Source organism: Pseudoroseomonas cervicalis, from assembly GCF_030818485.1.
Taxonomy (GTDB): domain Bacteria; phylum Pseudomonadota; class Alphaproteobacteria; order Acetobacterales; family Acetobacteraceae; genus Pseudoroseomonas; species Pseudoroseomonas cervicalis_A.
Genome location: NZ_JAUTAJ010000004.1, coordinates 963,256 through 982,254, shown reverse-complemented (window position 1 = coordinate 982,254; position 18,999 = coordinate 963,256). Strand labels below are relative to the sequence as shown.

Below are 18,999 nucleotides of genomic sequence, written 5' to 3'. Positions count from 1 at the left end.
CTGGCATATAGAGGGGGATGGGAATTGTGTCAGCCCGAGAGACGGATCTGGACCGCGCCGCGCCGCTTTTCGCGCCGCTCGACAGCCTGCCCGTGCCCGAGGAGAAGCGGAAGCGCCTGGCCGCGCTGGTCGAGGGCGGGCGGGTCATGGACCTGCTCTTCCATCTGCCGGAGCGCTACCAGGACCGCCGCAACACCCAGCCCCGGGAAGGCGAGATCGCCACCCTGCCGGTGCGGGTGCTGGGCGTCACCCCGCCCGGCAGCCCGGTGCAGCCCTGGGCGGTGCGCTGCGACTCCGAGGACGGGCCGATCGACCTGATCTATTTCGGCCGCCGCTCCTGGCTCGGCGCCTGGCTGGGCCGCACCTATCCGGAGGGCGCGCCGCGCCGCGTCTCCGGCCGGGTGAAGCGCTACCGCGACCGCTGGCAGATGGACGCGCCGGATTTCGTCGAGCCGCCGGACGTCATCCCGGCGCTGCAGCCGATCTGGCCGCTGGCCAAGGGGCTGGGCCAGCGCGACCTTGGCCGCGCCATGGCCGATGCCCTGGCGCTGCTGCCGGCACTGCCGGAATGGCAGGATGCGACGCTGCTGGCGCGCCGCCGCTGGCCCGGCTTCGGCGCCGCGCTGCACGCCATCCAGGCGCCGGAGGCGGTGCCGGACGACACGCCGCGCGACCGCCTGGCCTATGACGAGCTGCTGGCCGGCCAGCTGGCGGTCGGGCTGGTGCGCCGCACCGTGCTGCAACGGCCGGGGCGCGCCCTGACGGGCGACAGCCGGCTGCGCGCCGCCGCGCTGCATGCCTTCGGCCATCAGCCGACCGCCGGCCAGGCGAAGGCCATCGCCGAGATCGATGCCGATCTGGCGGCACCGCGCCGCATGCTGCGGCTGCTGCAGGGGGATGTGGGGGCGGGCAAGACGCTGGTCGCGGTGATGGCCATGCTCCGCGCGGTCGAGGGGGGCGCCCAGGCCGCCCTCATGGCGCCCACCGAATTGCTCGCCCGCCAGCATCTGCGCACGCTGGAGAAACTCGCCGGCGCCGCCGGGGTTCCCTGCGCCCTGCTGGCCGGCTCGGTGAAGGGCAAGGAGCGCAAGCGCGTGCTGGCCGGCCTCGCCGATGGCTCGATCCCCCTGGTGGTGGGCACCCATGCGCTGATCGAGGAGGGTGTGGCCTTCCGCGACCTCGGCCTCGCGGTGGTGGATGAGCAGCACCGCTTCGGCGTCGCCCAGCGCCTGGCGCTGACCGAGAAGGGCACCACCGACGTGCTGGTGATGACCGCCACCCCCATCCCCCGCACCCTGCTGCTGACCCAGTGGGGCGAGATGGCGGTGAGCCGGCTGGAAGGCCTGCCCGCCGGCCGCCAGCCCATCGTCACCCGCATCGTCAGCCGCGAGCGGCGGGAGGAGCTGGTGGCGCGGCTGCGCGCCGCCTTCGCCGAGGGCCATCGCGCCTATTGGGTGGTGCGCGCCGTCGAGGAGGGCGAGAAGCACGACAATGCCGCGGCCGAGACCACCTTCGCCGATCTCTCCGCCCTCTTCGGAGACAAGGTGCGCCTGGCCCATGGCGCGCAGAAGCTGGAGGTGCGCGAGGCCGCGCTGCAGGATTTCGCCGCCGGCCGCGCCCAGCTGCTGGTCGCCACCACCGTGGTCGAGGTCGGCGTCGACGTGCCCGAGGCCACCATCATGATCATCGAGCAGGCGGAGCGCTTCGGCCTGGCGGCGCTGCACCAGCTGCGCGGCCGGGTCGGGCGCGGCAAGGCACAGAGCTTCTGCCTGCTGCTGCCCTCGGCCGAGCTGAACGAATCGGAGCAGCGGCGGCTGGCCGTGCTGCGCGAGACGCAGGACGGCTTCGTCATCGCGGATGCCGATCTGGAGTATCGCGGCGGCGGCGATGCGCTGGGGGTGCGGCAGGCCGGGCGGATCGGCCGGCGGCTGGCCGACCCGCAGCGCCATGGCGGGCTGATCCGCATGGCACACCAGGATGCCGCCCTGCTGCTGGAGAAGGACCCGGAGCTGGCCGCCACGCCGCGTGGGCGCGCCGCGCGGCTGCTGCTGGCGCTGTTCGGCCACGATCTCTCCCTGGCGCCGCTGGCGGCCGGCTGAGCCGCCGGAGCCTCCCTCGCCGCCCCCGGGGCGACGCTTCGATACAGGCCGAGGGGTTGCAATGCCCCCTGCCCCGATTAAACCCGGTGGCCGTCCGCTGCTGTCAGGGAATGTCCGGTTGTCCGCGCTGATCGAGATCGACCGCCTCACCAAGCGCTTCGGCGGCTTCACCGCCGTCGACGACGTGTCCTTCACCGTGGCCCGGGGCGAGGTGCTGGGCTTCCTGGGCCCGAACGGCGCCGGCAAATCCACCACCATGAAGATGCTGGCGGGCTTCGTGACGCCCTCCGCCGGCACCGCCCGCATCTGCGGCGAGGATGTGGTGGACCGCCCCGTCCAGGCCAAGCGCCATCTCGGCTACCTGCCGGAAGGCGCGCCGACCTATCCCGAGATGACGGTCACCGCCTTTCTCGGCTTCGCCGCCCGCATCCGCGGCTATCGCGGCTCGGAGGTCGCGGACCGCGTCGCCCATGCGATGAAGCTGACCATGCTGGAGGAGGTGCGGCTGCAGCCGATCGAGACCCTCTCCAAGGGCTTCAAGCGCCGCGTGGGCCTGGCCCAGTCGCTGCTGCACGACCCGCCGGTGCTGGTGCTCGACGAGCCGACCGACGGCCTCGACCCCAACCAGAAGCATGAGGTGCGGCGGCTGATCGCGCAGATGGCGCCGCAGAAGGCCATCATCATCTCCACCCATATCCTGGAGGAGGTCTCGGCCATCTGCACCCGCGCCATCATCATCGCGCGCGGCAAGCTGCTGGCCGATGCCACGCCGGTGGAGCTGGCGCGGCGTGGCCCCTCGCTCGACGCGGTGTTCCGCGCGCTGACCCTGCCGAAGGACGCCGCCTGATGCGCGCCTCCCTGATCGTCGCCCGGCGCGAGCTGGCCGGGTATTTCGCGACGCCCGTCGCCTATGTGTTCATCGTCATCTTCCTGGTGATGTCGGGGGCGCTGACCTTCACGCTCGGGAATTTCTTCGGCCGCGGCACCGCCGACCTGCAGCCCTTCTTCGGCTTCATCCCCTGGCTGTTCCTGTTCCTGGTCCCGGCGCTGACCATGCGGCTCTGGGCGGAGGAGCGGCGCCTCGGCACCATCGAGCTGCTGCTGACCCTGCCGATCACCCAATGGCAGGCGGTGCTGGGCAAGTTCCTGGCCGCCTGGGCCTTCTGCGCCATCGCGCTGGCCCTGACCTTCCCCCTGGTGCTGACGGTCAACTATCTCGGCAATCCGGACAATGGCGTCATCCTGACCGGCTATCTCGGCTGCCTGCTGGTGGCCGGCGCCTATCTTGCGGTCGGGGCCGCCATCTCGGCCCTGACCAAGAACCAGGTCATCGCCTTCGTCCTCGCGGTCGCCATCTGCTTCCTCTTCGCCGCCGCCGGCAGCCCGGTGGTGACGGAATTCCTCTCCGTGCGGATGCCGGTGCTGGCCGATATCGCGCGCGGCGTATCGGTCACCGACCGGCTCGGCGGCTTCTCCCGTGGCGTGGTGGCGCTGCGGGACCTCGTCTATTTCGCCAGCTTCATCGGCTTCTGGCTGTTCGCCAATGCCGTGGCCGTCGACCATCGCAAGGCGGATTGAGCCATGAGCGACGCCACCCACGCCCCCTCGCCTGCCTCCGGCACGCCGCGCCCGGCGCCCCGCCCGGCCTCGCGCCGCCTGGCCTATTCCATCGGCGGCCTCGGCGCCGCTCTGGTGCTGGCCGTCTCGGCCAATCTGCTGGCCGACCGGCTGCTGCCCCGGGCACGGCTCGATCTGACGCAGCAGCATCTCTACACCCTGTCGGACGGCACCCGTCAGGTGCTCGGCGGCCTGCAGGACCCGATCACCCTGCGGCTGTTCTATTCCAGCCGGCTCGGCGGCAGCATCCCGGTCTATGGCGCCTATGCCGACCGGGTGCGCGAGATGCTGCAGGAATACGCCGCCCTGTCGGATGGCAAGATCCGCCTGGAATATCTCGACCCCGAGCCCTTCTCGGAGACCGAGGACAGGGCCATGGCCGCCGGCATCCAGGGCGTGCCGGTCGACCAGTCCGGCGAGCAGGTCTATTTCGGCCTGGCCGGCAGCAACCTGCTGGATGATGAGCGGGTGCTGCCCTTCTTCCAGCCGGACCGCGAGCGCTTCCTGGAATACGACCTGACGCGCCTGGTCTATGAGCTGTCCAACCCGCGCCGCCCGGTGGTCGGTCTGCTCTCGGCCCTGCCGGTCAATGGCGACCCCAGGGCGATGATGATGCGGGTGCCCGGCGCCGGGCAGCCCTTCGTCATCGCCAACCAGCTGCGCCAGTTCTTCACGCTGCGCGAGGTCGGGCCGGACACGGCGGTCATCCCGGCCGACATGCAGGTGCTGATCGTCGCCCAGCCGCAGAACCTGCCGGAGACGACGCTCTACGCCATCGACCAGTTCGTCATGCGCGGCGGCAAGCTCTTCGCCATGACGGACCCGCACAGCGAAAGCCAGGCGAGCCGCCCCGGCCCGAATGGCCAGCCCCCGGCCGAGACGGCCTCCAATCTCGACCGCCTGCTGAACGCCTGGGGCATCGAGACGCCGTCGGACAAGGTGGTGCTGGACCAGCGCGGCGCCTGGCGCGTGCGCGCCAATCCGCGCGACCGGCTGCAGGCGGTCGACTACCTCGCCTGGTTCAACGCGACCGAGGATTCGCTGAGCCGTGGCGATGTGGCGACGGCCGATCTGCAGCAGGTCACCTTCGCCTCCGCCGGCCAGGTGCGCCGCCGCGAGGGCGCCGGCATCGAATTCACGCCGCTGATCACCAGCAGCGACCGCGCCATGCTGGTGGAGGCCGACAAGGTCCGCCGCAACCCCAACCCGGCCCAGCTGCTGGCCGGCTTCCAGGCGGATGGCCAGCGCTATGTGCTGATGGCCCGCGCCCGCGGCATCCTGCAGAGCGCCTTCCCCGGCGGCCCGCCCGCCCCCGCCGAGGGTGCGGAGCGCCCGGCCGGCTTCCCCGCCCATCGCGCGCAGAGCGACGGCCCGGCCAACCTCGTCATCGCCAATGACACCGACCTGCTGGAGGACCGCTTCTGGGTCCAGGTGCAGGATTTCTTCGGCCAGCAGGTGGCCACCCCCTTCAGCGACAATGGCGCGCTGATCGCCAACCTCACCGACACCCTGGCCGGTGGCGATGCGCTGATCGGCCTGCGCTCGCGCGGTGAATCGCTGCGCCCCTTCGGCGTGGTGGAGGAGATGCGCCGCAGCGCCGAGGCGCAGTACCGCCAGACCGAGCAGAGCCTGACCCAGCGGCTGGAAGCCACCGAGCGGCGGCTGCGCCAGCTGCGCCAGGGGACAGCGGCCGGCACCGCCCAGCCCGGCGAGCGCAACCAGAACCAGACCGTCATCACGCCTGAGCAGCGCGCCGAGATCGACCGCGCCCGGGCCGAGATCACCGCCACGCGCGGCCAGCTGCGCACCGTGCAGCTGGAGCTGCGGCGGGATATCGAAGGGCTGGAGCGCACCCTGCGCATCGTCAACATCGCGCTCGTCCCGGCGCTGCTCACCCTGTTCGCCCTGGTGCTGGCGGTGCTGCGCAACCGCCGCCGCGCTGCGGCCCGCGCCTGAGGAGAGGCCGAGATGGAACGCCGATCCCTGCTCATCCTGGGCGCCGCCGCCCTCGCCTCCGCCGGCGCCGTGGTCGCCCTCGGCCCCGGCGGCCCGAAGCCGCGCGACATTGGCGGCGCACCGCTGATGTTCCAGAACCTGGCCGCCCGCCTCGCCGGTGCCATGCGCATCGAGGTGAAGCAGCAGGGCAAGTCGCTGGCCATCGCCCGCCGCCAGGGTGATGTCTGGGTGCTGCCCGAGGCCGCCGACTACCCCGTCCGCCCCGAGAAGGTGCGCGAGCTGCTGGTCGGCCTGACCGAGCTGCGCCTGGTCGAGCCGCGCACCAGCAACCCCGAACTGCTGGAGCGGCTGGGCCTGCAGGACCCGGAGCAGGAGGGCTCCACCGCCGCGCTGCTGCGGGTGCTGGATGGCAGCAACCAGCCCATCGCCGAGCTGGTGGTGGGCCGCCGCCGCGTCCGCGTGCAGGGCAATGTGCCCGAGAGCGTCTATGTCCGCCGCCCCGGCGAGACCCAGTCCTGGCTGGCCGAGGGCCGCCTGCCGCTGGATGCCGACGCCCAGCTCTGGATCGACCGCGACATGGCCAACATCCCGCGCGAGCGGATGCTGGCCGCCACCATCCGCCGCGAGGGCGCGCCGGTGCTGGAACTGCGCCGTGGCGAGGGGCCGGATGGCCGCCTCTCCGTCACCGCCCCGGCCGAGACGCCGCCGCTGGAGCAGAGCAGCCTGGATTCCATCGCCGGCGCCTTCGAGTTCCTGACGCTGACCGATGTGCAGCGCGAGGCCGACATGCCCGGCGAGGCGCTGGGCAGCGCCCGCTTCACCTTCACCGACAGCCTGGCGATCGACGCCGTGCTGCGCCGCAAGGAGGAGGCGCTGTGGCTGCTGCTGAAGGCCGAGGGCAGCCCGGAGGCCGAGCAGCTCAACGCCCGCTGGCGCGGCTGGGCCTATCAGGTGCCGGCCCACAAGGAGCGCAGCCTGCTGCCGCGGCTGGACGACCTCCGCCAGGCCGAGCAGGCCGCGCCCCGCCCCGCGGCGCCGTGAGCGGTAGCCGCGAATATCCCGACCGGCCCTGGGTCGGCATCGGCGTGGTGGCCTTCCGCGGCAACGATGTCCTGCTGGTGCGGCGCGCCAGGCCGCCGCGCCAGGGCGAATGGTCCATCCCCGGCGGCGCCCAGATGCTGGGCGAGACCGCGGAGGCCGCCGCCCGCCGCGAGCTGCGCGAGGAAGCGGGCATCGAGGTCGGGCCGCTGACCCTCGCCGTCGTGGTAGACGCGCTGAGCCATGACGAGGAAGGCCGCGCCCGCTTCCACTACACCATCATCGACTTCGCCGGGCGCTGGCTCTCCGGCGAGCCGGTGGCGGGGGACGATGTCAGCGAGGCCCGCTTCTTCTCGCCGGATGAGGTCGCGACGCTGGGGCTGTGGCCAGAGGCACTCAGGGCAATCGACGAAGGGCGCAGGCGCATCGCCGAATTGCCGGACTGAAAAAGAATCTGGGGGAATGAATTCCCCCAGACCTCCTTCTTTTTTCTGCCAGGGCCGGCCGCCGTTGGCGGCCGGCTACAGGTACAGCCGTTCCGATTGCAGGCCCTGGTAGAGGTCGGCGACGAAGGCGCCATAGCCGTTGAACAGCTTGGTCGGCACCCGCTCATTGCTGCCGAGCAGCCGCTCGCTCGCCTGGCTCCAGCGCGGATGCGGCACCTCCGGGTTCACATTGGCCCAGAAGCCATATTCGCTGGGCTGCAGCTTCTCCCAGAAGCTCACCGGCCGCGTGTCGGTGAAACGGATGGCGGCCAGCGACTTGCCGCTCTTGAAGCCGTATTTCCAGGGGAACAGCACGCGGATCGGCCCGCCATTCTGCGCCGGCACCGGCTTGCCATAGAGCCCGACCGCCAGGAAGCACAGCTCATTGCCGGCCTCCTCGATGGTGCAGCCCTCGGTATAGGGCCAGGGATACCAGCTCTGCCGCAGCCCCGGCATCACCGAGGGATCGCGCACCGTCTCGAACACCACATATTTGGCGCTCGACAGCGGCGCGGCGATCTTCAGCAGCTCCGACATGGCGAAGCCGGTCCAGGGCACCGTCATCGCCCAGGCCTCGACACAGCGATGCCGCAGCACCCGCTCCTCCAGGCTGACCCGCTTCAGCAGATCCTCGAGCCCGATCTCCTGCGGCTTCTCGACCATGCCCTCCAGCCGGATCGTCCAGGGGCTCTGCCGCAGCCGCTGCGCCGGGCCGCCGACGCTCTTGCCGCTGCCGAACTCGTAATAGTTGTTGTAGCTGGTGGCGTCGCGCTCCGAGGTCAGGGCGCGATCGGCCGCGTAGCGCGTGTTGCGCATCGCCGCCATCCCGGCCTCCTGTGCCAGGGACGGCATGGCCAGCCCGCCGGCGATCAGCCCGGCGCCGAGGCCAAGGGCCTTGCGGCGGCCCAGCACCAGATGCTCCGGCGTCGCGGCGCTCTCCGGCAATTCCCAGCCACGCGGAATGCGGATCGGCATTGTCTCACCCTCCTGCCCAGGCCAACGCCCCAGCATGTGGGGTGGCGGGCGCCCACCGCCAGGGCTTCAAGATACCTTCAGCGCCGCGGCGGCAGCAGCGCCAAAGGCGGCGTCTCCGCCGTCACCACCACCCCATGCAGCCGGTAGCGCTCGGCCTCGATCCCCTTGCGGCTGCGGATGATGCCGCCCTGCTCCACCGCGCCCGGCCAGAGCGGCGGGCCGGAGCGGCGCTCGCTGCGCACCAGCAGCCCGCGCAGCCCCTCCGCCGGGGGGGGCAGGTCGAACAGGTCCCACCGGTCGCCCAGCGCCACCACCGCAACGCCCGGCGGCAGATGCAGCGCCAGCTCGCTGGCCAGCCCATATTCCTCGGCGGCGACAAAGCTTGCCCCGGCCTGGCGGCGCGCCGCCTCGACCTCGCCGGCGAATTCGGCCCAGCCGCCCAGCCTGGCCAGGGTCGGGTCGCTGCGGCGGGGCAGCGGCAGCGGCGCCAGCGCCGCCTGCACCAGCACCAGCAGCGTCAGCCCGATGCCCAGCGCCACGCCCCAGCGCCGCCAGCGATCCCAGCCCGGCCCCAGATAGGCGGCGGCGGCCAGGCAGGCGCTGGGATAGAGGATGGCCGGCCAATTGCCCTGCACCCGGCTGCCGGTCGCCTGCCAGAGGAACAGCAGCGCCGCCGGCACGGTCAGCGCTGCCAGCAGCCCGGCGGCGGCATCGCCGCGCCACCAGCGCCGGCAGGCCAGCACCGTGCCCGCGACGCAGAGCACGAAGATGATCGGGGTGACGAGGCCGATCTGCCCGCCCAGCAATTCGCCGAGATAGCGCCAGGGGGAGCCGGTGGCGGTCGCCCCCGCCCGTCCGCCCTGCTTGGCGAAGCTGGCCCAGTGATGCGTGGCGTTCCACCAGATGACGGGGCTGAACACCAGCACCGCCAGCGCGCCGCCCAGCCACAGCCAGGCGCTGCGCAGCCAGTGGCGCGCCCGGGGCTCGGCCAGCAGCCAGAGCACCACGGCGGCGCCCAGCAGCACGGCGGTGTATTTCGACAGCAGCGCGCCGCCCGAGAGCAGGCCGAAGCCCAGCCACCAGCGCCCATCCTGGCTGGCCTGCAGCCGCGCCAGGGCCCAGATGGCGGCGCACCAGAACACCAGCAGCGGCGTGTCCGGCGTCATCAGCACCGAGCCGGCGCCGAGCAGCAGCGTGCCGTTCAGCAGCGCCGCGGCCCAGACGCCCACCCGCCGGCCGGGCCACAGCGCCTCCCCCGCCTGCGCCAGCAGGATCGAGGCGATGGCGACGCCGATCGGGCCCAGCAGCCGCAGCCCGAAGGCATTGTCGCCGGCGATCAGGCTGCCCAGCGCCGTCCAGGCCGCGACCATGGGTGGGTGATCGTAATAGCTGGGCGCCAGCGCCCGGCCCCAGACCCAGTAATAGGCCTCGTCCGGCGCCGGCGGCAGCCAGAGCGCCGCCAGCAGCCGCAGCGCCGTCAGCCCCAGCAGCGCCTGCAGCCAGGGGTTGCGCCAGGACATCAGCGGGCGCGCCAGACCAGCGTGGCCGAGACGGCGTAGTTCCACACCACCGTCAGCGCCGCGCCGGCGGCGCCGGCCAGGCCCCAATCCACCAGCTCATCCCGCAGCAGCAGCCCGGCAATGCCGACATTGGCCGCCACGCCCACGCCGCAGACCAGGTAGAACAGCACCAGCCCGCGCCACAGCCGCGGGCCGCGCAGCCGGACATCGCTGTAGGTGACGCGGTTGTTCAGCCAGAAATTCATCGTCATGGCGACGAAGCTGGCCAGCCATTGCGCCGCATGGAAGGAGAGCGGGCCAAGCGCCAGCGCCAGCACCGCCATATGCACCAGGATGCCGAGCCCGCCGATGGCGGCGAAGGACAGGAAGCGCAGCGGCAGCAGCCCGCCCGTCGCCTTGTCCAGCAGCAGCGCCAGGAATTCCAGCAGCACCGTGGTGTCGAGCTTGGATTCCCCCGCCTGCCGGGCGCGGAAGCTGTAGGGCAGCTCGACCACCCGCAGCTTGCGGCGGGCGGAGAGCAGGATGTCGAGCAGGATCTTGAAGCCGCGCCCGGTCAGCCGCGGCGCCACCTGCTCCACCAGCTCGCGCGGCAGCATGAAGAAGCCGCTCATCGGGTCGGCCACCCGCACCGGCAGGAAAAGCTGGGCCAGCGCGATGCCGCCATCGCTGATCCGCTGCCGCACCGCCGAAAACCCCTCGGTGGAGGCGCCGCCCTCGACATGCCGGCTGCCGATGGCGACATCCGCCTCGCCGCCCTGCAGCGCCGCCAGCATGCGCGGCAGCAGCGTCTCGTCATGCTGCAGATCGCCATCGATCACCGCCACATAGGGGGCGGAGGAGGCCAGCATGCCCTCGACACAGGCGGAGGACAGGCCGCGCCGCCCGACCCGGCGGATGCAGCGGATGCGCCCGTCCCGCGCCGCGATCTCCCTGGCGACGCCGGTGGTGCCATCCGGGCTGTTGTCGTCGACGAAAATGGCTTCCCAGGCGATGCCGGCAAGCGCCTGCTCCAGCCGCGCCACCATGGGCGCGACATTCGGGGCCTCGTTGTAGCAGGGGATGACGACGGTCAGAATCGGCGGGGACATCGCCGGCGTGCTTAGCGCCCCTGGCCCTGGCGTGCCAGCAACCGAACGCAACGCCGGCCGGTTCCGCCGCCTCAGCCGCCCGGGGCGAAAGCCGCGGGTGGCCGGCCCCGTCCCAGCAAGGCCTCGGCCAGCATGCGCCCGACCAGCGGCCCCAGCGTCCAGCCATTCGAGGTGATGGCGTGGAACAGGCCGGGATGGCGCGGGCTCTCCCCCAGCACCGGGCCGCGATCGAGATGGATGTTGGGCGAGGCCCAGGCCCGCAGCACCCGCACCCCCGCCAGCATCGGCAGCGCCTGCCCCGCGACCCAGAGATTGCCCTCGATCGCCGGCCGCAGCAGCCGCGCCGCGCCATCCGCATCCAGCCGCCCCGGCCAGCCGCCGCCCACCAGGAACTGCCCGGTATCGCTCTGCTTCAGGGAGAGATGCCGCCGCGCCCATTGCACCAGGGGCCTGAGGGTCGGGGCGGCGGCGCTGGTGGCGATGACCTGCTGCACCACCAGGCGCATCGGCAGCGCCTCCCCCAGCAGCGCCGCCACCTGCATGGCATGCGGCCCGGCGGCGTTCACCACCCGCCCGGCGCGGAAGCTGCCGCCCGGCAGCTGCACGCGGTAGCCCGCGCCCTCCCGCGCCAGCCCGGTCACCGCCAGGCCGGGGGCGAGGCGCACACCGGCCCGCCGCGCCAGGCGCAGCAGCGCCGCGGTGCCGCGCAGCGGATCCATCTGCCCCTCCTGCGGGCACCAGGAGGCGCCGAGCAGCCCCGGCCGCAGCGTCGGCGCCAGATCGCGCAGTTCGGCCGGGCCGATCACCTCGGCGGCGATGCCGCGCGCGCGCTCGAACGCCGTCTTGCGGCGCAGCCAGTCGAGCAGCTCCGGCGTATCGGCCAGGATCAGCCCGCCCTCGGTGCGGATCGACAGCGACTCGCCGGTCTCGGCCGCCAGTTCCTTCCACAGCGCGACCGCCGGCGGCCCCAGCGCCAGGGCCTCGGCCAGCGGGCCGGGCGCGCCGGTGTCGTCGAAGGCATAGGCCAGCAGCTGCACATGCAGGCTGCCGGCATTGGCGGTGGAGGCGCCGAGGCCGGGCTCGTTGCGGTCGGCCAGCAGCACATCCTCGCCTTCGCGCGCCAGGAACAGCGCGGTGGACAGCCCGACCACCCCGCCGCCGATGACCAGCGTGGCGCAGTCCCGCGGCACCGGGGCCGGCGTGGCGGTCAGCCAGGCGCGCGGCGCCGGCGGGTCGGCATAGAGGGCCTCCCGCGCCGCATCGGGGCGCGGGCGCCAGATGGCGGCCGCCGGCACCGGGCGCAGCGGCGCGCGGGGGGCGGCGAAGCCGGCCTCGCCCGTGGCGGGGCCCAGGATGTCGCGCAGGGTGGAGGCGCAGAGCCGCCCGCCGCACAGCCCCATGCCGGCGCGGGTGGCGCGGCGCGCGGCCATGGCGCTGCCCCCGGCGGCGCGCAGGCTGCCCGCCGCGACGCTTTCGCAGCGGCAGGCCAGCACGTCATCGGCCGGGGCTGCCGGGGGTGGCGCGGCGAACAGGGTCCAGAGCGCGGCCTGGAAGGCGCGGGCGCGTTGCAGCGCCGCCGCGTCCTCGGGCCGTGGCGGCGCGACCAGGCCCAGCGCCCGCGCCGCCGCCCGCCCGGCGATGCGGCCCAGCGCCAGCGCCACCCGCGCGCCGCCCGCCGCCGCGCCATCACCGATGGCGAAGACGCCCGGGATATCGGTCCGGCCCTCGGCATCGGTTGCCGTTTCCAGCACCCCGGCCGGGCCGATGCGGTGCCGCGCGCCCAGGGCCCGGGCCAGCCCGGTCTCCGGCACGAAGCCATGATGCAGCGCCAGCGCCCCGGCGGCGAAGACCCGCTCGCCCTGCGGCGTGGCAGCGCGGACCCGCTGCAGCGTGCCCTCCCCCTCGCATTCCAGCACGCGGCTGCCCCAGAGGACGGGCACCCCGGCGCGGCGCAGCGCCAGCAGATAGCGCGTGCCATCCCAGGCCAGGTCCGGCGCCGCCAGGCCCATGCGCAGCACGGTGCGCCAGGCGCCGGGGCCCGGGCGTGGCGCCGCTTCCAGCACCGCCGCGACCTTCACCCCGCCCGCCACCAGCTCGCAGGCCAGCTGCAGGTTCAGCGGGCCATTGCCGGCGACCAGCACGGTTCCGGCCGGCGAGACCCGCCCGGCCCGCGCCAGGGTCTGCAGCGCGCCGGTGGTCATCACCCCGGGCAGGGTCCAGCCCGGCAGCGCCACGGGGCGCTCATGCGCGCCGGGGGCCAGCAGCAGCTGGCGCGGGCGCAACAGCACGGAGCGCCCACCCAGCAGCGCCGCGACCTCATCCCGCGCGAAGGCGCCCCAGACCAGGGCGCCCTGCTCCACCACCACGCCGGCGGCCGCCGCCTCGGCGCGCAGCGCGTCGCCGCGGCGGTGCTGGGCGTCGGGCCGGGCGGCGCGATGCGCGGCCAGCGGCTTCAGATACTGCCCGCCCGGCGCGTCGCGCTCATCCAGCACCAGCACCTGCGCCCCGGCCCGCGCCGCCTCGATGGCGGCGGAAAGGCCGGCCGGGCCGGCGCCCACCACCAGCAGGTCGGGCGCGCGCTCTTCCTCCTCCGGCGTGGCCTCGGCCAGCGGCGCCGGCCGGTCGGGCGGGGCGGAGCGGATGTCGAGCCCCGGCGCGGCCTTCAGCTGGCAGGCGCGCTCGCCGGCGCGGCCATCCACCGTCACCAGGCAGTCCCAGCACGCCCCCATGCCGCAGAACACCCCGCGCGGCGCGCCCTCCGCGGTGTGGCGCAGGGTCAGGAGGCCCTGCGCCGCCAGGGCGGCGGCCACCGTCTCGCCCGGCAGGGCGGGGATGGTCCGGCCATCGAAGGTGAAGGTGAATTCGGGGCCGAGCGGGGTGAGGCCAGGGCTGTGCAGGCGCATCGTGCGGGGGTTCGACATCCGGAAAAAGCCGCGGCCAGGATATGGCCATCGCGCGCAGATCGTATACAGTCCGTATGACGAAAACGCCCCGGAGCCGTGACTCGATGCCTGCTGAACCCTTTCGCGGCACCTACACCGTCCTCGTCACCCCCTTCACCGCCGATGGCATGGCGGTCGACCTTCCGGCGCTGGCGCGGCTGGTCGAGTACCAGATCGACAATGGTGTGCGGGGGCTGATCCCGCTCGGCTCCACCGGCGAATTTCTTTCAGTCTCGCGCGAGGAGCGCGGCGCCATCGTCGAGACGGTGCTGCGCGCCGCGGCGGGCCGGGTGCCGGTGCTGGTCGGCACCGGCGCCGAGGACACGCGCGAGGCCGTGGCGCTCTCGCGCGAGGCGGAGGCGATGGGCGCCCAGGGCGTGATGGTGATCCCGCCCTTCTACTCGGTGCCGACCGAGGATGAGCTGTTCGCGCATTACCGCGCCATCGGCGAGGCCATCGGCATTCCCGTCATGGTCTACAACAATCCGGCGACCGCCAATGTGGACCTGCTGCCCGCGACCGTGGCGCGGCTCTCGCAGATCGACAATTGCCGCTACATCAAGGAATCGACGCTCGACCCGACCCGGGTGCGCGACATCATCGCCCTTTGCGGCGAGCGGATGACGGTCTTCGCCGGCGTGCTGGGCTATGAGAGCGCCTTCCTCGGCGCGGTGGGCTGGGTCGCCGTCTGCTCCAACGTGGCGCCGAAGCTCTCCTCCGCCATGTTCGACGCCGCCATGGCCGGGGACCGGGAGACGGCGCTGCCGCTCTACCGCCGGCTGGCGCCGCTGCTGCCCTTCGTCGGCGGGCCCCGCTACGTCTCCGGCACCAAGGCGGCGCTGCGGCTCGCCGGGCTGGAGATGGGCACGCCCCGCCCGCCGCGCCTGCCCCTGCCCGAAGCCGACATCCCCGCGCTGCGCGATGTGCTGGCCGGGCTCGGCCTGCTCGCCGCCTGATCCCACCATCCGCATCCGCCCCCGGAGGCCCAAGGACCCATGCGCATCCTTCCCGCCCTGACCGGCGCCCTGCTGCTTGCCCTCGCCCTGCCCGCCGCGGCGCAGAACTGCACACCGCGCGTGCCGGATGCCGAGCTGGTGACGCCGGGCACCCTCACCCTCTCCACCAACCCCACCCTGCCGCCGATGCAGTTCGTCGATTCCACCGGCGCGCTGCGCGGCATGCGGGTGGAGCTGGGCGCGGAGATCGCCCGCCGCCTCTGCCTGAAGGCCGAGCATGTGCGGGTGGAATTCGCCGCCATGATCCCGGGCCTGGCCGCGCGGCGCTGGGACATGATCAACACCGGCATGTTCTTCACCGAGGAGCGCGCCAAGCTGATGCAGCTGGTGCGCTATGAGCAGCAGGCGATCTCGATCTCGGTGCCGCGCGGCAATCCGCGCCGCATCGCCGGCGTGCAGGACCTGGCCGGGCTGTCGATCGGTGTCGAGCAGGGCGGCTTCGAATACAACCGCGCGCTGGACATCGTGAAGCAGGTGCAGAATGCCGGCGGCCGGGCGCCGACCGTGCGCGCCTTCGACAATTTCGCCGTCTCCTTCCAGGCGCTGCGCGTCGGGCAGATCGATGCCGGCATCTCGATCGACAGCACCGCCAAGGAATACGAGACGCGCGGCGACTTCACCCGCGCCGTCAGCGGGCTGTTCGCGACGCCGATCGCCTTCGGCTTCCGCTCCCGCGTGCTGGCCACCGAGGTCGCCAAGGCGATGGAGGAGATGCGCGCCGACGGCTTCTACACGAAGCTGCTGGAGCAGTATGGCGTGCGCGGCTGGGATGAGCCCTTCGCCGTGGTCGGCCCCGCCCCGTAAGCGCGGGCGATGCGGATCTGGTCCTGGGACGGGTTCTTCGACTATCTGACGAACCCCTATCTGCTGGAGGGCGCGCTGCTCTCCATCGGGCTGACGGCCGGGGCGCTGGTCTGCGGCCTGGCCCTCGGCATCGCGCTGGCGCTGCTGCGCCTTTCCGGCAATCGCTGGCTCGCGGGCGGGGCCGCGACCTATTGCTGGCTGTTCCGTGGCACGCCGCTGCTGGTGCAGCTGCTGGTCATCTACACCGCGCTGCCGCTGTTCGGGCTGCGGCTCTCGGTGCCGGCGGCGGCGCTGCTCGGCCTGTCGCTGAACGAGGCCGCCTATCTGTCCGAGACGGTGCGCGCCGGCATCCAGGCGGTGCCCAAGGGCCAGCGGGAGGCGGCGCTGGCGCTCGGCCTGCGCGGCGTGCAGGCCTTCCGCCTGGTGGTCTGGCCGCAGGCGCTGCGCATCATCATCCCGCCGCTCGGCAACAGTGTGAATGGCTTGCTCAAGACCACCTCGGTGGCCAGTGTCATCTCGATGGACGAGCTGCTGCGGCGCACGCAGATCCTGATCCAGGAGCGCTTTCTGGTGCTGGAGCTGTTCGCCGTGGCGGCGCTCTACTACCTGCTGATGACCACGGCCTGGGATCTGGCGCAGCGGGCGCTGGAGCGGCGCTTCGGCCGCGGCCATGCGAGCGAAGCCGCGGATCGGCGCTAGGGGAGACTGAAGATGAACGAATTCGATCTTGTGGTGCGCGGCGGCACGCTGGCGACGGCGGCGGAAGTGTTCGAGGCCGATATCGGCATCCGCGACGGGCGCATCGCGGCGCTCGGGCTGAACCTGCCGCGCGGGCGGGAGGAGGTCTCCGCCAAGGGCCTGATCGTCACGCCGGGCGGCCTCGATTCCCACTGCCATCTGGAGGAGATGGGCCAGGACGGCTCGGTGCATGAGGAAAGCTTCGCCAGTGGCTCGGCGGCGGCGCTGGCGGGCGGCACCACCTCCTTCATCTGCTTCCTGCCGCAATGGAAGGGCCATAGCCTCGCCGCCTCCGCCCCCGGCTACGAGGCCCGCGCCGCGCAATCGCGCGCCGACTATTCCTTCCACCAGATCATCACCGACCCGACGCCCGAGGTGCTGGAGCGCGAGGTGCCGGCCCTGGTCGCGCGCGGCATCCGCAGCCTGAAGGTCTTCCTCACCTATGACCCGCTGCGCCTGACCGATGCGCAATTCCTCGAGGTGCTGGCCACCGCGAAGAAGCTCGGCGCCTTCGTCACCGTGCATTGCGAGAATTTCGACGCCATCGGCTGGCGCATCCAGGCGCTGCTGAAGGCCGGGCTGACCGACCCGCTGCAGCATGCCTGGTCCCGCCCGCCGGTGGTGGAGCGCGAGGCGACGCACCGCGCCATCGCCCTGGCCGAACTGGTCGACCAGCCGATCCAGGTCTTCCATGTCTCCTGCGAGGAGGCGGCGGCCGAGATCGCACGCGCCAAGGCGCGCGGGCTGAAGATCTGGGGCGAGACCTGCCCGCAATACTTCACCCTCGACCATGACGACCTGACCGGCGCGGATTTCGCCGGCGCCAAGGCGGTCTGCTCCCCGGCGCTGCGCGAGAAGGGCGAGAATGCGCGCATCTGGCGCCGCATCCAGGACGGCACGCTGGATGTCGTCACCTCCGACCATTGCGGCTTCTCCTTCGCCACGCAGAAGCGCGTCGCCGGCGGCAGCGCCTATGGCACGGGCGCGGCGGTGCAGCGCGCGGACGGCACCCCGGCCTTCAACGCCATCCCCAATGGCGTGCCGGGCATCGAGACGCGGCTGCCGGTGCTGTTCTCCGAAGGTGTCTCCAAGGGGCGCATCGACCTGCCCACTTTTGTCCGCCTCTCCTCGGCCAATGCGGCGGCGCTGTTCGGCCTGGCCGGGCGCAAGGGCAGCCTGGCCCCCGGCGCGGATGCCGATCTGGTGCTGTGGGACCCGGATGCCGAGCGGGTCATCCGCAATGCCGGGCTGCACCACGCCATCGACTACACGCCCTGGGAGGGCCTGGCGGTGAAGGGCTGGCCCAGCGTCACCATCCGCCGCGGCGAGGTCGCTGTTCGCGAGGGCGAGGTGCTGGCCCAGCCCGGCTCCGGCCGCTTCCTGCCGCGCGGCCCCTATGCGTTGGCCCGGCCGCGCGGTGTCGTGCCGGACGGGTTCGACGCCGCCCTGGCGTGAGCCGCGCCGCGAAGCCGCCCCCGCCGGGGGCGGCGCCCCGCCCCGCGGCGCGCGGCGGCGCCTCGCCTTCGCGCCCGCGCGCCGCTACAAGCCCCGGCACCATGCCGGATGTCCCGACCGACCCCGCGGAGGCCCGCGAGAGCCGGCCCGCCTCCCTCAACCTGTCCGGCCTCGCCTATCGCGCCGTGTCGGAGATGATCCGCGACCGCCGGCTGAAGGGCGGCGAGACGGTGGTGGAGCAGCGCCTGGCCGAGACGCTCGGCATCTCCCGCACGCCGCTGCGCGAGGCGCTGCAGCGGCTGGAGGGCGAGGGGCTGGTGGTGAAGGCGGCCAACCGCTCCTTCGTGGTGCGGCATGTCGATCTTGCCGAATATCTGCACAGCCTGAAGGTGCGCGAGATCCTGGAGCCCGAGGCGGCAGCGCTGGCGGCCGGGCACATCCCGCTCGGCCGGCTGCATGCGGCGCGGATCGAGGCGGTGGAGCTGCACGCCGCCAGCACCCATACGGATGCGCATTGGGTGTCGGACGACACGGTGCACCGGATCTATGCCGAGCATTGCGGCAATGAGGTGATGGCCAGGCTGATCGAGGGGCTGCGCACCACCACGCGGCTGTTCGAGATCGCCCGCCTGTCGGACCGGGTCGGGCCGGATTCCAGCGAGCATATCGCCATCCTCGACGCGCTGATCGCCGGCGACGCCAAGGCGGCGCGACGCGCCGTGCAGCTGCATATCCGCTCGCTGTCGCGCTTCACCCTGTCGATGGTGGTCTAGCGGCACCGACGTGCGGGGCGCCCGCAGCGACTGCGCGACTAGCGGCGACGGCCCTTCCGCCGCTTCGGCACCGGCCGGGGCTTTTTCCCGGCTTTCCTCTCCGGCGGCGCCAGGCGGAGCGGCTTGCTCTCCGGCATGCCTGCCGCCCCGGCATAGCGCTGCAGCGTCGCGCCGGCTGCCAGATGCGGATAGGCCTGCGCACCGGCGGGCCAGCTCCTGGCGAAGGCGGCGACCTCCGCCTGGTCATGCCCGCGGATCGCCTGCACCATGAAGGCCGCCGCCTGCGCCGGGCGCAGCCGCTGCTGGCGCAGCAGATGCAGGTGCCATTCCCGGGCGCGCAGCGGGCACCAATCCACCAGGGCCTCCTGCAGGGCCCGGCGCACCTCGAAGGGCAGTTCCTCATAGGCGCGGTAGGGATCGCCCTTCAGCCTGCTGTAGGGCTTGGCGGCCATGCTGTTGTCCATGGCCGCCTTCTAGCCAGGGCCGGGCCGGC

At 73.0% G+C, this 18,999-nt stretch carries 16 protein-coding genes; 11 read left to right on the top strand and 5 right to left on the bottom strand.

Annotated elements, in window-relative coordinates; translation table 11 throughout:
- The first annotated feature begins 17 nt into the window (after window positions 1-17).
- From recG to QE401_RS08420, 6 genes are all read left to right on the top strand, one after another.
- Window positions 18-2,099, top strand: coding sequence for an ATP-dependent DNA helicase RecG (recG, locus tag QE401_RS08445; RefSeq protein ID WP_307137782.1), 2,082 nt, complete (start codon window positions 18-20; stop codon window positions 2,097-2,099).
- A 118-nt stretch (window positions 2,100-2,217) separates the two neighbouring features.
- Window positions 2,218-2,946 (top strand): ABC transporter ATP-binding protein, encoded by a 729-nt coding sequence (locus QE401_RS08440; RefSeq protein ID WP_307137781.1) that lies wholly within the window; start codon window positions 2,218-2,220, stop codon window positions 2,944-2,946.
- The gene (locus QE401_RS08435; protein ID WP_307137780.1) at window positions 2,946-3,677 is read left to right on the top strand and encodes an ABC transporter permease; all 732 of its coding nucleotides are present in this window, start codon (window positions 2,946-2,948) and stop codon (window positions 3,675-3,677) included. The genes QE401_RS08440 and QE401_RS08435 overlap by 1 nt, the downstream gene beginning before the upstream one ends.
- Before the next feature lie 3 nt (window positions 3,678-3,680).
- Window positions 3,681-5,672 (top strand): GldG family protein, encoded by a 1,992-nt coding sequence (locus QE401_RS08430; RefSeq protein ID WP_307137779.1) that lies wholly within the window; start codon window positions 3,681-3,683, stop codon window positions 5,670-5,672.
- A 12-nt stretch (window positions 5,673-5,684) separates the two neighbouring features.
- Window positions 5,685-6,713 carry a DUF4340 domain-containing protein gene (locus QE401_RS08425; RefSeq protein ID WP_307137778.1) on the top strand — a complete coding sequence of 343 codons (1,029 nt, stop codon included), beginning with the start codon at window positions 5,685-5,687 and terminating at the stop codon, window positions 6,711-6,713.
- Complete coding sequence (locus QE401_RS08420; RefSeq protein WP_307137777.1) at window positions 6,710-7,156, top strand: NUDIX hydrolase; 447 nt, start codon at window positions 6,710-6,712, stop codon at window positions 7,154-7,156. Before QE401_RS08425 ends, QE401_RS08420 begins: the two co-directional genes overlap by 4 nt.
- Before the next feature lie 75 nt (window positions 7,157-7,231).
- Here the strand turns inward: QE401_RS08420 and msrP are convergent, their stop codons facing one another.
- The 4 genes from msrP to QE401_RS08400 form a co-directional block, all read right to left on the bottom strand.
- Entirely contained in the window at window positions 7,232-8,170 is a 939-nt protein-coding gene (gene msrP / locus QE401_RS08415) for a protein-methionine-sulfoxide reductase catalytic subunit MsrP (RefSeq protein WP_307137776.1), read from the bottom strand.
- 77 nt (window positions 8,171-8,247) lie between these two features.
- Window positions 8,248-9,690: a glycosyltransferase family 39 protein gene (locus QE401_RS08410; protein WP_307137775.1), complete on the bottom strand. Its 1,443-nt coding sequence runs from the start codon at window positions 9,688-9,690 to the stop codon at window positions 8,248-8,250.
- Window positions 9,690-10,778: a glycosyltransferase family 2 protein gene (locus tag QE401_RS08405; protein WP_307137774.1), complete on the bottom strand. Its 1,089-nt coding sequence runs from the start codon at window positions 10,776-10,778 to the stop codon at window positions 9,690-9,692. The genes QE401_RS08410 and QE401_RS08405 overlap by 1 nt, the downstream gene beginning before the upstream one ends.
- Before the next feature lie 71 nt (window positions 10,779-10,849).
- Entirely contained in the window at window positions 10,850-13,699 is a 2,850-nt protein-coding gene (locus tag QE401_RS08400) for an FAD-dependent oxidoreductase (protein WP_307137773.1), read from the bottom strand.
- Window positions 13,700-13,785: 86 nt separating this feature from the next.
- Between QE401_RS08400 and QE401_RS08395 the strand changes: the two genes are divergently transcribed.
- From QE401_RS08395 to QE401_RS08375, 5 genes are all read left to right on the top strand, one after another.
- Window positions 13,786-14,676, top strand: a complete 891-nt coding sequence (locus QE401_RS08395) for a dihydrodipicolinate synthase family protein (protein WP_307137772.1) — start codon at window positions 13,786-13,788, stop codon at window positions 14,674-14,676.
- A 39-nt stretch (window positions 14,677-14,715) separates the two neighbouring features.
- Entirely contained in the window at window positions 14,716-15,540 is an 825-nt protein-coding gene (locus QE401_RS08390; protein WP_307137771.1) for an ABC transporter substrate-binding protein, read from the top strand.
- Between the two features lie 9 nt (window positions 15,541-15,549).
- On the top strand, window positions 15,550-16,239 hold the full coding sequence (locus QE401_RS08385; protein ID WP_307137770.1) for an amino acid ABC transporter permease: 690 nt from the start codon (window positions 15,550-15,552) through the stop codon (window positions 16,237-16,239).
- A gap of 12 nt (window positions 16,240-16,251) precedes the next feature.
- Window positions 16,252-17,733, top strand: coding sequence for a dihydropyrimidinase (hydA, locus tag QE401_RS08380; RefSeq protein WP_307137769.1), 1,482 nt, complete (start codon window positions 16,252-16,254; stop codon window positions 17,731-17,733).
- A gap of 101 nt (window positions 17,734-17,834) precedes the next feature.
- Window positions 17,835-18,506 carry a GntR family transcriptional regulator gene (locus QE401_RS08375; protein WP_307137768.1) on the top strand — a complete coding sequence of 224 codons (672 nt, stop codon included), beginning with the start codon at window positions 17,835-17,837 and terminating at the stop codon, window positions 18,504-18,506.
- Between the two features lie 38 nt (window positions 18,507-18,544).
- Here the strand turns inward: QE401_RS08375 and QE401_RS08370 are convergent, their stop codons facing one another.
- On the bottom strand, window positions 18,545-18,970 hold the full coding sequence (locus QE401_RS08370) for a DUF6525 family protein (protein WP_307137767.1): 426 nt from the start codon (window positions 18,968-18,970) through the stop codon (window positions 18,545-18,547).
- Window positions 18,971-18,999: the final 29 nt, after the last annotated feature.

Coding starts and splice junctions, on each gene's coding strand:
- recG (WP_307137782.1), top strand. CDS start 18: ATGGGAATTGTGTCAGCCCGAGAGACGGATCTGGACCGCGCCGCGCCG.
- QE401_RS08435 (WP_307137780.1), top strand. CDS start 2,946: ATGCGCGCCTCCCTGATCGTCGCCCGGCGCGAGCTGGCCGGGTATTTC.
- QE401_RS08430 (WP_307137779.1), top strand. CDS start 3,681: ATGAGCGACGCCACCCACGCCCCCTCGCCTGCCTCCGGCACGCCGCGC.
- QE401_RS08425 (WP_307137778.1), top strand. CDS start 5,685: ATGGAACGCCGATCCCTGCTCATCCTGGGCGCCGCCGCCCTCGCCTCC.
- msrP (WP_307137776.1), bottom strand. CDS start 8,170: ATGCCGATCCGCATTCCGCGTGGCTGGGAATTGCCGGAGAGCGCCGCG.
- QE401_RS08410 (WP_307137775.1), bottom strand. CDS start 9,690: ATGTCCTGGCGCAACCCCTGGCTGCAGGCGCTGCTGGGGCTGACGGCG.
- QE401_RS08405 (WP_307137774.1), bottom strand. CDS start 10,778: ATGTCCCCGCCGATTCTGACCGTCGTCATCCCCTGCTACAACGAGGCC.
- QE401_RS08400 (WP_307137773.1), bottom strand. CDS start 13,699: ATGTCGAACCCCCGCACGATGCGCCTGCACAGCCCTGGCCTCACCCCG.
- QE401_RS08395 (WP_307137772.1), top strand. CDS start 13,786: ATGCCTGCTGAACCCTTTCGCGGCACCTACACCGTCCTCGTCACCCCC.
- QE401_RS08390 (WP_307137771.1), top strand. CDS start 14,716: ATGCGCATCCTTCCCGCCCTGACCGGCGCCCTGCTGCTTGCCCTCGCC.
- QE401_RS08385 (WP_307137770.1), top strand. CDS start 15,550: ATGCGGATCTGGTCCTGGGACGGGTTCTTCGACTATCTGACGAACCCC.
- hydA (WP_307137769.1), top strand. CDS start 16,252: ATGAACGAATTCGATCTTGTGGTGCGCGGCGGCACGCTGGCGACGGCG.
- QE401_RS08375 (WP_307137768.1), top strand. CDS start 17,835: ATGCCGGATGTCCCGACCGACCCCGCGGAGGCCCGCGAGAGCCGGCCC.
- QE401_RS08370 (WP_307137767.1), bottom strand. CDS start 18,970: ATGGACAACAGCATGGCCGCCAAGCCCTACAGCAGGCTGAAGGGCGAT.